This window comes from Leptospira alexanderi serovar Manhao 3 str. L 60 (assembly GCF_000243815.2).
GTDB lineage: Bacteria > Spirochaetota > Leptospiria > Leptospirales > Leptospiraceae > Leptospira > Leptospira alexanderi.
In genome coordinates this window covers 175,221-187,500 of the sequence record NZ_AHMT02000053.1, presented here as the reverse complement: position 1 = coordinate 187,500, position 12,280 = coordinate 175,221, and the positions used below count along the sequence as shown (strand labels likewise).

The window sequence follows — 12,280 nt, the reverse complement described above, 5'->3', positions numbered from 1 at the left end:
GTTTCGTCAGTGGTATATTCCCTTTCTTTCTCTTGTTCTTTAAATGGAATCGATTGATAATACCTTCGAATCTTCCAGACGTGATCCTCTTCCCTTCCGCTTTCAGGAGTTTCCGGTTCCGGAAAATAATGCTTCCAATCGTCTGTCGTCTCCAATGAGAACCGGAAAGAATCGCTTTCAATTTTTAGAATATTATTTTTTGTGCATCCGTATGGATCTGTGAGATCGTCCACCTCCCCTCTTTTGTGAGCCATATGTTTCATTAAACGGCTCAGTTCCTCAGTAGCACTTCGATAACCTTCGGGAACTAGTTTTCCAAATTGGAATCGATAACAAAGTCCGATGCCCTTCAACAAACGAATCGCAGAATACGGTTCTCTATGTTCCGCCAAAGCTTTTGCTTCGCTTCCGTGCACATCGAGTTCGGAAACGTCCGGAAAAACCTCTCTAAAATCGCGGTCTATCAAGAATTCCACCCTTCCGTCTTTGTAAAAACGATAATTTCTTCCGTGCAGATCCGTCTTCCAAACGAAATGGGGATTCGGTCGAAAATATCTCATCACTCGGTTGTAGAGTACGGCTTCTTTTTGTTCCTGATCCTCATACCAAGCACCTCGTAGTAATGGATCCGTGGGAGCAGTTTGCGACTGAATTTGTATGTTCATCGGTAGGATAAAAAAGAAAAAGGACAATATCCCTAAAAAACTGAATATTCTAATTTTTAGATACATTTGTATCACTCTCTTCCCCCACATTTTCGCTTTTGGGAAGCTTTGGCTTTAACTTTTTTAATTTCCCTGCGGGCCACTCGTACGACTTTTAAGGGACTGTATTCACTTAAAGCCCCTCCCAAAACCCGTCGATGTTAGGAGTCAGCGATCAGGAGTCAGGTTGTCTTTGCCTGAAATACGTTGCCCTTTTTTTCACCTGAAAAAAAGGGAAAATGAACAAAAAACAACAACTGAGAGAAGAATCGAGCCGCCAGTTACGAAGATTCAGTGAACCGCTGAAACGTCAAATCGTGACGGATATAGAAACCAAAGTGACGACAATCGCCGAGGTAGTAGAGAATATTCGGTAACGAGAAATTCGATTTACATTTTAGTGGATAGATTTCAGAGATCAGATTTCAGTAAATTTACAGAAGAGGAAAAGTTAAAGTCTAATCCATCTATTAGGAAAAAGTAACTGAACCCTGATTTCTATACACTGACTCCTACTATGCGGAGTTTTTAACTCGAAACTCGACTCAAGCACTCAAAATCAGATCTAGAACAATCTTTCCATCGACTTCACCGGTCACGGGATTCATCGCCCTTTCCGGATGAGGCATCATTCCGATAACCTTGAAATTTTCGGACGTGATTCCCGCAATCTCTCCGAGAGAACCGTTCGGATTTTCCCCGAAGTAACGAAATAAAATTCTCTCTTCGTCTTCGAGTTGTTTGATAACGTCGGACGTCGCATAATAACAGCCGTCCGCGTGAGCGATCGGAATTTTCAATTCTTTTCGAGAATCGAGAGGCGCAGTCACCGGGTTTCCGGAAGAACCTTTTTTCAAGGTCACGGTTTTGCAGATGTATTTGAGAGTTTTATTTCTTGTGAGAGCCCCGGGTAGAAACTCCGCTTCCGTAAGAATTTGAAAGCCGTTGCAGATCCCGAAAAGTTTTCCTCCCTTGTCCACATGCTCCTTAACGGACTTCATCACCGGAGAAAAACCCGCCATCGCACCGGAACGAAGATAGTCCCCGTAAGAGAAACCTCCCGGAAGAATCACCAACTCGTATTTTTTGCCGAACTGATCCCTGTGCCAGACTCGATCCACTTCCGCTTCGTATTGATTCCTTAAAACTCGGTAGATGTCCGAATCACAATTGGAACCAGGAAAAGTGACGATCGCAACTTTCATATTTTTTGAATATTCAGAGAATATGTTTCTATTACATGATTGACGAGAATCTTATCGCAAAGTCTTTCCACATCTTTTTTAGCCGCTTCTTCGTTCGGAGCGTCGATCTTGAGTTCGATATACTTGCCGACTCTCACGTCTTGAACGGATTTTTCTCCGACTTCGGAGAGAACTTTTTTTACCGTACTTCCCTGCGGATCCAAAACGGATTCCTTAAGGACTACTTGGATTTTTGCGATATACATGAAAGAATGAGATCCTCTATCTTCTGATATTTTTCTCTCAGCTCTTGAATAAGTTCCGCCGGGAGACCAGGCGCGGGGGGCATCTTGTTCCAATTCGTAGTTTCCAGATAATTCCGAAGAATTTGTTTGTCCAAGCTCGGCGGAGAAATTCCGACAGAATACGTATCCAGAGACCAATACCGGGAAGAATCCGGAGTCAAAAGCTCGTCAATCAGAATGACTTGTCCGTCCAAAATTCCAAACTCGAATTTAGTATCACAAAGAATGATTCCCGCACTATCTACCACTTCGGAGGCACGCAGGAAAATGGAAATCGATTTTTCTTTCAGAATCTCGAACAGTTCCTTTCCGATTCGATTCTCCATTTCTTTTTCGGAGATATTCTCATCATGGCCTTGGTCGTTTTTGACCGCGGGAGTAAAAACCGGCTCGGGAAGTTTTGCGGACTCTTTCAAACCTGAGGGAAGTTTTACACCCGCAAGAGTTCCCTCGTTCCCGTATTCCTTCCAACCGGAACCCGCGATATAACCGCGAACCACACATTCGTAGTCAATCCGTTTGCACTTTTTTACAAGAACCGACCGGCCCTCCAATTCCTCACGGTCTCGAAAGGGGGAAGGAAAATTCTTCACATCCGTTTCCAAAATATGATTGGGAACGTTTTTAAAAAATTCAAACCAAGAAGTGGAAATCCGATTGAGAACCTTTCCTTTGTTTGGGACGGCCTGCGGAAAAACGACGTCGAAAGCGGAAATACGATCCGAAGAGGAAAGAATCAGTTTATCACCGAGATCGTAGATGTCCCTAACTTTTCCTCTGTAGGTCGGCAAATTCATAATTTCAATACCATCATAGCGATATCGTCATCATTCGTGCCTCTGTCCGAATGTGCAAGAATGGATTCCATCATGGAAACGAGAATATCCCCCTCTTTGGAAATACTTTCCTTAAAGATCCTTTTCAATTTTTCTTCTCCGAGAATGTTCATACTCTTGTCGGTGATCTCGGTTGCGCCGTCCGTATAAAGAAGAAGATAAGAACCTTTCTCAAACCGAACGGATTTGAATTCTTCTTTTACGTTGATTTCAATCGGAATGATGAGAGGCCCCATTCCGGAAAGAGTTGTAACCTCTCCATTTTGATAAAGAATCGGAGGAGGATGACCTCCGTTCGAATATTCAAAGCTTAAGTCCTTGTTTAAAATTCCGTAAAAGAACGTAATCGAAAATTCGTCGGGAAGAATTTTCTCAAGATTATAGCGAAGTGTCTGCACCTTTTCTTGCAAACTTTGATCCGGAGAAAGACTGGAGACCTGCATCTTGAGCATCGCAGCGAGCAAGGCCGCGGAAGGACCGTGACCAGAACAGTCCGCGATAAAAATATGGAGAGAATCGTTTTCAACCCAAGCGTCCGTGTAATCCCCACCGATCTGCATCAGAGGCTGAAAGATCGTACTTACACTGACTCCGTTCCATTCCAATTCTTTTTCGGGGAGAAGTTCCTGTTGGACTTTTCTCGCCATGATAAGTTCCCTCTCGTAATTTCTTTTTTGTTCTAAAACCTCGTCCTGAAGAATTTTAATTCGAATGAAAGCGCGAATTTTAGCAACCAACTCCTTCGGCTGAAACGGTTTGTGGATGAAGTCGTCTCCGCCGTGAGAAATTGCTTCGTCGAAACCGACTTCACGATTGATCCCAGTGATAAAAAGAATGGGAAGAAGTTTGAATCTTTCGATTTCTCTGAGTTCTTTACAAAAGGAAAAACCGTCTTGGTCGGGCATACTTACGTCCAACAAAAGTACGTCCACTCGATTCGTAAGAAGGACACTACGCGCGTCGGCGGCGGACTCCGCCGTAAAAATCTGAAAGCCCAAAGGTTTGAGGGTATGTACGATCAACTTTAGATTTATCTCGGAATCGTCGACCGCAAGAACAGTATAAAGACTATAATTCGGAGAGGACAAAATTTTTTACTCTTCCCTTTCCGGTAAATTCTCGCGAAGATCTTCGATCTTAGACAAACGATAAGCGAAACGGAACAATACCAAAAACAGAATATGATACGCAAGAACTCCTATCCAGAAACTCAGACGGATGTCGGAATCCATTCCTCCTTTTCCAAGAATCGACTCCGGATGATTTCCCGGATTATCCATCCAACGAATCGCCCCCCAGGTAATGACTGCGTTCACGGCACAGAGAATACTCAGGAAAGCGGAGAATATTTTTTTTTGGAAGCGTCGGTGATCAATATTCGAAAAACGAAATATGCTATCAAGCTAATAAACAAGACCGTAAACGATTGAAGTCTCGCATCGGTTTTATCCCAGGGAACTCCCCAGGCGCTGAGCGCCCAAATTCTTCCCGAAAATATCACCCCCACTGCAAATAAAAGAGCGATCTGATTTGCGGAAAAAGAAAGCAAATCCCATTTGGATTCTTTTCGAATCAGATAAAGAACCGCGAAAACGAGAGAAAAAATCGGACCGTAAAGAGCAACCCAAGCGACCGGAACATGAAAGTAAAAAATTCTGTGAGCCGTTCCTTGTTGTAAGATCACATTCGGGTAATTGAGCGACAATAAAACGGCAGCCGGGAAACCTATTAAAAAAACCGCAGATAAGACCCAATCCCAAACGGGATGAGCGATACGAATTTTCATACGAAATAGAGTATTCGCAAGAATGTCGGTGGAATCAAGAAAGATTCTTCGATTCTTTAGGGTTCGTCTCCGGAAAGTTCCAAGAGTAGAATTCCGATTCCCGCGTAAAAAATACAAAACGAAAGTAGGATGGCAATTCCGGGAATCGGATCAAATACGGGCATTCTTTCGAGTTTTCTTTCCGCTTCCATTCCGAAAAGAAGGATCGGAATCGTAAATGGGATCATCAAAAGCGGAAGCAGAATTTCCTTGAGCCTGGAAGAGTCGCTGATATGACTCAAAGCGACTCCCAAAAAAGAAATACAAAGAACTCCGGGCAAAAGGAAAATCAGATTTACTGTAAGATCCTTCCAACCCAAGGGGAATGTTTGAAAAAAAACGGATAATAAAATCATTAAGTAAACGGCGGCAATCGTAAGCCCTGAAAAAACGGCGAGGGACTTGGAAAGAAAGCGCATCCAAATCGGAAGGAAAAGAGAACTGATTCTTCCTCCGCCGTTTTCCCGTTCTTCCCAAGCGGACTGGCCGATAAAAACATAAGAAGTAAGGAACAAAACGGACCATTTGATTCCGATCAGGGTCTGACGATCAAGTTTTCCGGTCTGTTCCAACGCATAATTGAAAATGAATACGATCGAAGTGATCAAAACGAGAATAGACAATATTCCGTTGACCGCTCTTCCCAATAACAGAAATTCCTTATGGAGTAGAAAGAACAGAAGTTTCAAGATTCCCCTCCTTTAGAGTCAACGACTTCGTTTCGCGAGAAAAAGGAATGCGGGGATCGTGAGTCACAAGCAACACCGCGGAATTTAGAGAATATTCCTCCAAAACACGAATCGCGGTCTCAAGTCCGGATTGATCGAAAGCCGTAAACGGTTCATCCAAAAGTATCAGGTCCCCTCCGGTCAAAAGTGCTCGCACCAAAGCGGCCTTTTGTCTCATTCCTCTGGAGAAGGTAAAGATCGGATCCTGTTTTCTCGTCCAGAGCTGGAACGACTTCAAAAGAGTGCCAACTTTATCTTTCGAATATTCCATTTTTGCGATGGAAAGGAAATAACGAAGATTTTCCTCGAGACTAAGAGAGGTATAAAGTCCGAGTTCGTGACCTAAGTAAGAAATTCGAGGCTTTGTCGATTCAGAATCCATAAAAGAAAAAGAATCCTTATGGCGTTCGTGATTGAGAATCGCTCTGAGAAGAGTTGTTTTTCCGGCCCCGTTGTCTCCTCGAAGTAGTACGAGTTCTCCGCGGAAAAGAGAAAATGAAATTTGTTTGAGAATCCGTTTTTTTCCGATAGAATAAGATAGGTTTTTACAGACGAAAAGCGCTTGTTCATTGAATGTCAAAACGGTTCCTCTTATGAAACCAGAGTCTCTTCAGAAACGGAATTTACAATGCGTTTTTTCTAGTGGATAGGTGTTAGGAATTAGTGGTTAGGTGTTACTCATAAATTAAGAAGGCTTTTGGGATCAAAAACTGATATTTTTCAGGTGTTCCGACGTGTTAGTGATTAGGGGTTAGATTTTAGTGGATAGAACTTTACATACAATAAAACGCAAGTGTTCCGACGAGAATAAAGCTTTTTACTTGCGAGAAGTATCATTTTCTGATAGAGAAAAATTTCCCGAACCTTTCCACCTCCACCCCCACCCAAAAATAAGGGGAAACTCAGGCACAACGCTTCCTAAGGGGCGCGTTGTGGGAACTAAGTTTCACGGGGGGATTTTGTCGCAATTCCGACAGATTTATCTTCGGATCCAAGTATTTGTGGGTAACGTTATGGTGTTAGTGGATACAAGTCGCTTGAATCTCTTTTACTTTTTATGTCGGAAAATTCTTCATCCTTTCTTGTCCCTTCTTCCCTATTTACTAATGCTCATTCTCGTTTTTACCGACAAAAGCGTCGAAGCCCAAATCCAAATCGGCGGTCAATACTATTCCGATTTACTTTGGGGAGAAAATGAAATTCTTTCTCCGTCATACTACAGCGAAGGTTCTTTTTTACGAACGGATCAGGACTTTATTCTCACGGCGGGAAGAAACTGGAAAGGAGATCCCCCTCCTTCCCGAGGAAGTTTTTTATTCGAAAAAAAGGAAATTTACAACAGCGGGCTTTTTAACAACGAAGCGGTTTCTCTTTTGGAAAAAGGAAAAACCGAAGACAGACTCAGAGCAATTTCCATGTTGGAAGAAGGTGTGCGTTTCGATCCTAAATTTTTTCCTTTCCGCTATAACTTAGGCCGCGCATATCACCTGGAAAAAAAATATCAAAAGTCCATCATACAATTCGAATACGCAAGCGCGGAAATACCGGAATATTACAGAACCTTCATTCATTTGGGAACGTTGTATGAAATTATACGAGAACCGATCAACGCTACAATTCTCTGGAAAAAAGCGATTTCGCTTAACAAATTTCACACGGAAGCCCTTCTCCTTTTGGCGGACCACTACATCCGAACCGATCTCAAAAACCGCGCTCTTATTTACATCAAAGAAGCCGCAAGAATCGACGAACAAAGCCCGGATGCGAGAATGGGAAGAGCGAGAATCGAACTTCTTTCCTCCAAGGATCTCTATGCTTATAGAATTTTTAAGAACACGGAACTTGTGGACGATTTGGGACAGAAGAAACAGTACAATAAAAAATTTCATTTCTTTTACGCCGAAACGGCCAGCAAAGTAGGAGATTATGTCACGGCGGCGGATCAATACGAACAACTTCTAAAATATCCGAACGATCCGTTCTTCTCCGAATTCTCGCATAAAGTGATCGAAAGAAGAAGAGATCTCGCAAAACGTTTTGCCGAAATCAAGTCCATGGAAGAAGAAAACAAAACCGAATGAAAAAGGTTTGCTTTTTTCAATTTTCCTCCGTTATTTTGAACTTGGAGGAATTTATGAAAAAAATCACCTGGCTCACAATCCTGTTTATCCTCCTTAACATTCCTGCATTTGCGCAGAATAAAGAGAAAGGACAGGCGGACCTGAGTCGTTCCGATGTATTTTCCGAACAGGGAAGTTCTTACACGAAATCCCTTCAGAAAATCGTCAGAGATCTGGAAACCACGATCAATGAGAGACTCACGGATTTAGAGAAGAAACATTCTCTTCTCGTAATTCTGAGACCGGAACTGGAAAAGGTGCAAACAATCGTCACGGAAGACATTCCTTTTACTTTCGACGAGGGGTACGAGAGCAACCTGCTCAAATACGTTCGTTTTAAGTTTGAGGGCGGCAAAATCAAGGAAGTTGAACTTGCCTCTGAGAAAAAAAGAATTCAGTACGAATTCGCTTTTGAAAATAAAAGACTGATTTTCTCTCCTCCGGACGTATTGGCATCTCAGGTCAAACTCGAAAGATTCGACAAAATAGAGAACACCAAAGTGGGTGATATCTCTCTGGAAAATCAGATCAAAGCACTTAGACTTTTAGAGTCCAGCCTCAGATCCTCGATTTACCGGATCGATATCATGATCGCTTTATACAAAGACAAAAAAGACAGAAAAAATCTCTATCAGATCGATATTTGATCAAACGCGGAGGGAGCTCAAATCGGTCGCACGAATGAGTTCCCCCGTAAAAGAACTTTTATAATTCCCGAACACTTCTTCCGTTTTTCCGAAATCGAGTAATTTACCTTTTTCTAATATCCCAATTTGATCGCAAAACTTCTTCGCGGTTCTCAAACTATGAGTGATGAGAAGAATCGTGATTTTCCGTTCTTCCGTAATTCGTTTTAGAAAAATCAAAACCTCGCCGAGAAGAATCGGATCGAGCGCGCCTAATGCCTCGTCCAATAAAAGAATCTTAGGTGTTGTGAGTAACGCGCGAAGAATCGCTGCTCTTTGAAGTTCCCCACCGGAAAAAGAAAGAACGTTTCGATTCAGATTTTTGTCCGACAACTGAAACGATTGCAGTAAATCTTGAAAAGATTCTTCTCCTCTCTTTGCGATTTCTCCTCCTAAAATTCGAAGCGGTTCCCGTAGCGCCTTTTCCAAAGACCAAGTCGGATTAAAACTACCGACCGGATCTTGAAAGACAGGTTGCAACTCATGGATCGGAATTTCTTTTCGGTCCTTTCCGAAAATGAAAATCGATCCGCTTTGTTTTGAATTTTTAACTGTGGGAACTCCTAATATCGCGCGGAAAAGAGATGTTTTCCCGGAGCCCGAACGTCCTAAAATTCCCAGAATCGTTCCAGAATCTACTTCAAACGAAACGGAATCCAAAATTGTCCTTTGACTCAGTTGGAGGTTCAATTTTCGGATTTCTATAGCTTTATCTGGCATTTTTTCCAATTTGAGACGATGCGAAAATCGGTAAACGCCTAATTTATAAAATACTAAGATTCACAAATTCAAACGTGTTAAAACGAAATTCAGATTTTAAACTTCGAATGATTCTTTCGGCAACTAAAAACTTAGCAGTTTCTTAATTTGACGTAAGTTCGGTATAACCGATGCGAAAGCGATCATTATGTTGCGATCCAATAGAAAATAGAGTTGTTGAAAAATTCAATGATGAAGTTTAACAAAACTGCTTCAATCGTCCGTTTCAATAAAACGGAAACCAATGGAAAATTAATTTTTCAACAACTCTAACGTATTGAGCTCTGAAAGTCCCACAATGCGATATGATTCCAAGGATGAATATTTTAGAATATACAAAAAATATAATATTTTTCTTTGCAGATTGAAGCGATACTGGCTTCGAGCATGGTATTCAAAGATTTTTTCATTTTTGATTTCGATCAAATTGTAAAAAGGAAAAATTTCGATCTTCAAAACGAGAAGAACTTAAGCAATCCCTTAAGTAACCAAAATGCGACACAATAAATAGTTGATACAAATGATCAATTTATTAAAAAAATAAAGGATTTGAGTGGACTTTTTAACTTTTTAGAGACCATTTGTTAAACTATCCACTCAATTAACATACTCTCACAATTCTTTTGTAGAAAAGGATTTGACAAAAATTTCAAGTGACCTAATTTAACCTATAAGTTAATTAACTGCATGGTTCACCAAGAAGAGAAAACAGATCAGCTTAGTCTTACCTTTGCGGCCTTAGCGGACCCGACTCGCCGCAAAATTCTGGCATCTCTTCGGTATGGAGAAATCACTGTGAAGCAACTTGCGGAACCATTTTCCATGAGTCTTCCAGCAATCACAAAACATCTCAAAGTGTTGGAAAAAGCAGGTCTTATTTCCCGGGGCCGGGAAGCTCAATGGAGACCGGCTCGCCTGGAGACCGGGCCTTTGAAAGAAGTAGCGAACTGGGTCGACGAATACCGACAGATTTGGGAAGCCAGATTGGACCGTCTGGACGAGTATTTACAAGAACTTCAAAAAATACAAACAAACCAAGAAAGGAAAACAGACTATGAATCAGGAAAAAATTAAAACCATTATCTATTGGATAGCGACCGCACTTACCGCCGCTAACTACGCATTTGCAGGTTATGCGTATCTCAATCGCGGACCGGAAGTTATCGCTGGTATAACTCAACTCGGATACCCTCTTTACTTTATAAGTATCCTCGGGGTTTGGAAACTCCTCGGCGCAATTGCAATCACAGTCCCACGTTTTCCTCTTCTCAAAGAATGGGCATACGCAGGAATGTTTTTCAACCTCACAGCGGCGTCGGTTTCGAACGCGGTCGCCGGAACCGAAATGATCCACGCGATATTTCCTCTAATCGCTCTCGTTATAGTGGCATTATCTTGGGCTTTGCGCCCCGCAGATAGAAGATTAGAAGGAATTTGGCATCTATAAGAAAAATCAAATTTACTAATATTCTTACCCGTTTTAAAACGACCCAGTCATTCTACTCTCTGAACCGAAAGTGTTATGACACAGAGCTTACAACTTTCTGGGTCTTTTTGCAGTAGAAAATTCGGGGTTCGGGGCAAACCGTAAAGCGAACATTTCATTATGAAATTGAAAAAAGAAAGGAGAATCAAAATGGTAAACACAAATCAAACCAACGACGACTTAGTCATCACTCGGATTTTCAACGCACCTCGAGAAACGGTTTTCGACGCTTGGACAGTTCCGAAAGAAGTGATGAAATGGTGGGGGCCGAAAAATTTTACATCGCCGGTTTGTAACATCGATTTTCGTGTGGGCGGCAAATACCTCTTCTGTATGCGCGCGTTAGACGGCCAAGAATTCTGGTCCGCTGGTGTTTACAAAGAAATCGTAAGACCGGAAAAAATCGTTCAAACGGATAGTTTTTCAGACAAAGACGGTAATATCGTTCCCGCCTCCGAATACGGCATTCAAGGTTATTGGCCAGAATCTCTTTTAGTAACTCTTACCTTTGAAAATCATCAGGGAAAAACGAAATTAACCTTGCGTCATACTGGTATTCCCGTCGGCGAGGTGAGCGATATGACAAACGCGAGTTGGAACGAATCCCTCGATAAACTCGAAGCAATCCTAAAATAAATAAAAGAGTTCCCCAACACAAAAAGCGCAAATACAAGGTCCTATAAAGGACGCAAAATGGAAAACCACTTTGCACATGTTGATGCTCTTTAAAAAAGTAGAAGAACGAAACGAAGCCGTCGAGAAATACAGATCGAAGGTCTCGATCAAGTAAGCTATGGATCACCTGGTAGAATACCCGGCAAAACAAAAAAGTTAAAAATTCATTAGGAGAATTTTATGTCGAAATTAAAAACAATCGTTTTAACGGCGCTCGGAGCGTTCGTAGTTTTCGTCCTGGGCACGCTCGCAGTCGCTTCCACCAAACCGGCCAACTTTCGTTACGAAAGAACGTTGAGTATGAACGCACAACCCGAAAAGATCTTTACTCTGATCAACGACTATCATAGTTGGGCCTCCTGGTCCCCTTGGGAAAAATTGGACCCCGCAATGAAAAAAACTTTTAACGGCGCCGTTTCCGGAGTTGGTTCCACTTATGAATGGGAAGGAAATAGTGAAGTAGGAAAAGGTCGTATGGAGATCATAGAAGCAAATTCTCCCTCCAATATCAAAATGCGACTAGACTTCCTTTCCCCCTTTGAAGCGCATAACACTACCGAATTTTCCTTTATCGTAAAAAACGGCATGACTCATGTAACCTGGGCGATGTACGGCTCGAACGCATTCATTTCCAAAATGATGGGGCTTTTCTGCGATATGGATCAGATGATCGGAAAGGACTTCGAAGCCGGTTTGAACAACATCAAAAATATTGTGGAAGCAAAATAAGACGATGGAATTCAACAGCCGTTTCGAGATTTAGTATATATGTATTTTTGAATATACTAATGTAAATTTTTCCGGAACTTTCCGGCCAAAGTCCGAGCTGAACCGAAAAAACGAATGAATACGACGGATCGGGAAAATCACACTGGATTTTAGAAAAAGAACCGCCTAAGAAAACGCTTCTTTGAAACAGATTCGGAGTCCGAACAAGTCAAAAAATTTCGGTCGAAGGTAACACACGCATCT

General features: G+C 41.9%; 15 protein-coding genes and 1 pseudogene (1 of these 16 running past the window's edge). 7 read left to right on the top strand and 9 right to left on the bottom strand.

Going from position 1 to position 12,280, the window contains the following annotated elements; all coding sequences use genetic code 11:
• Nucleotides 1–731, bottom strand: partial view of an LIC10775 family protein gene (locus LEP1GSC062_RS18725; RefSeq protein ID WP_020985102.1) — the 5' portion only. Its footprint begins 433 nt before the window's first position; the window shows 731 of its 1,164 coding nt (coding positions 1–731); the start codon lies at nt 729–731; its stop codon lies off the left edge, out of view.
• 212 nt (nt 732–943) lie between these two features.
• On the opposite strand from LEP1GSC062_RS18725, the gene LEP1GSC062_RS18720 reads away from it, so the two are divergent.
• Entirely contained in the window at nt 944–1,081 is a 138-nt protein-coding gene (locus LEP1GSC062_RS18720) for a hypothetical protein (protein ID WP_425268439.1), read from the top strand.
• Nucleotides 1,082–1,249: 168 nt separating this feature from the next.
• On the opposite strand, the gene purQ is transcribed toward LEP1GSC062_RS18720, so the two are convergent.
• From purQ to LEP1GSC062_RS18685, 7 genes and pseudogenes are all read right to left on the bottom strand, one after another.
• A complete protein-coding gene (gene purQ / locus LEP1GSC062_RS18715) occupies nt 1,250–1,909 on the bottom strand; it encodes a phosphoribosylformylglycinamidine synthase subunit PurQ (protein ID WP_010576749.1) in 660 nt (219 codons plus the stop codon).
• Nucleotides 1,906–2,154 (bottom strand): phosphoribosylformylglycinamidine synthase subunit PurS, encoded by a 249-nt coding sequence (gene purS / locus LEP1GSC062_RS18710; RefSeq protein ID WP_004506740.1) that lies wholly within the window; start codon nt 2,152–2,154, stop codon nt 1,906–1,908. The genes purQ and purS overlap by 4 nt, the downstream gene beginning before the upstream one ends.
• Nucleotides 2,130–2,990 carry a phosphoribosylaminoimidazolesuccinocarboxamide synthase gene (locus LEP1GSC062_RS18705; protein ID WP_010576748.1) on the bottom strand — a complete coding sequence of 287 codons (861 nt, stop codon included), beginning with the start codon at nt 2,988–2,990 and terminating at the stop codon, nt 2,130–2,132. The genes purS and LEP1GSC062_RS18705 overlap by 25 nt, the downstream gene beginning before the upstream one ends.
• Nucleotides 2,987–4,120, bottom strand: coding sequence for a PP2C family protein-serine/threonine phosphatase (locus LEP1GSC062_RS18700; RefSeq protein WP_139357256.1), 1,134 nt, complete (start codon nt 4,118–4,120; stop codon nt 2,987–2,989). The genes LEP1GSC062_RS18705 and LEP1GSC062_RS18700 overlap by 4 nt, the downstream gene beginning before the upstream one ends.
• Before the next feature lie 3 nt (nt 4,121–4,123).
• A pseudogene (gene ccsA, locus LEP1GSC062_RS18695) lies at nt 4,124–4,815 on the bottom strand (cytochrome c biogenesis protein CcsA).
• A gap of 56 nt (nt 4,816–4,871) precedes the next feature.
• Nucleotides 4,872–5,543 carry a heme exporter protein CcmB gene (locus LEP1GSC062_RS18690; protein WP_010576746.1) on the bottom strand — a complete coding sequence of 224 codons (672 nt, stop codon included), beginning with the start codon at nt 5,541–5,543 and terminating at the stop codon, nt 4,872–4,874.
• Nucleotides 5,515–6,162 carry an ABC transporter ATP-binding protein gene (locus LEP1GSC062_RS18685; RefSeq protein ID WP_010576745.1) on the bottom strand — a complete coding sequence of 216 codons (648 nt, stop codon included), beginning with the start codon at nt 6,160–6,162 and terminating at the stop codon, nt 5,515–5,517. The genes LEP1GSC062_RS18690 and LEP1GSC062_RS18685 overlap by 29 nt, the downstream gene beginning before the upstream one ends.
• A gap of 352 nt (nt 6,163–6,514) precedes the next feature.
• Here LEP1GSC062_RS18685 and LEP1GSC062_RS18680 point away from each other — a divergent pair, with 352 nt between their 5' ends.
• Nucleotides 6,515–7,663, top strand: a complete 1,149-nt coding sequence (locus tag LEP1GSC062_RS18680) for a tetratricopeptide repeat protein (RefSeq protein WP_341853183.1) — start codon at nt 6,515–6,517, stop codon at nt 7,661–7,663.
• Nucleotides 7,660–8,349, top strand: a complete 690-nt coding sequence (locus LEP1GSC062_RS18675) for a hypothetical protein (RefSeq protein ID WP_010576744.1) — start codon at nt 7,660–7,662, stop codon at nt 8,347–8,349. The genes LEP1GSC062_RS18680 and LEP1GSC062_RS18675 overlap by 4 nt, the downstream gene beginning before the upstream one ends.
• Here LEP1GSC062_RS18675 and LEP1GSC062_RS18670 read toward each other — a convergent pair whose 3' ends face one another.
• Nucleotides 8,350–9,108 (bottom strand): ABC transporter ATP-binding protein, encoded by a 759-nt coding sequence (locus LEP1GSC062_RS18670; RefSeq protein WP_010576743.1) that lies wholly within the window; start codon nt 9,106–9,108, stop codon nt 8,350–8,352.
• A 726-nt stretch (nt 9,109–9,834) separates the two neighbouring features.
• On the opposite strand from LEP1GSC062_RS18670, the gene LEP1GSC062_RS18660 reads away from it, so the two are divergent.
• The 4 genes from LEP1GSC062_RS18660 (at nt 9,835) to LEP1GSC062_RS18645 (ending at nt 12,037) form a co-directional block, all read left to right on the top strand.
• Nucleotides 9,835–10,221: an ArsR/SmtB family transcription factor gene (locus LEP1GSC062_RS18660; RefSeq protein WP_010576742.1), complete on the top strand. Its 387-nt coding sequence runs from the start codon at nt 9,835–9,837 to the stop codon at nt 10,219–10,221.
• Entirely contained in the window at nt 10,202–10,594 is a 393-nt protein-coding gene (locus LEP1GSC062_RS18655; protein ID WP_010576741.1) for a DoxX family protein, read from the top strand. Before LEP1GSC062_RS18660 ends, LEP1GSC062_RS18655 begins: the two co-directional genes overlap by 20 nt.
• A gap of 159 nt (nt 10,595–10,753) precedes the next feature.
• Complete coding sequence (locus tag LEP1GSC062_RS18650; protein ID WP_010576740.1) at nt 10,754–11,269, top strand: SRPBCC family protein; 516 nt, start codon at nt 10,754–10,756, stop codon at nt 11,267–11,269.
• A 219-nt stretch (nt 11,270–11,488) separates the two neighbouring features.
• A complete protein-coding gene (locus LEP1GSC062_RS18645) occupies nt 11,489–12,037 on the top strand; it encodes an SRPBCC family protein (protein ID WP_010576739.1) in 549 nt (182 codons plus the stop codon).
• Nucleotides 12,038–12,280: the final 243 nt, after the last annotated feature.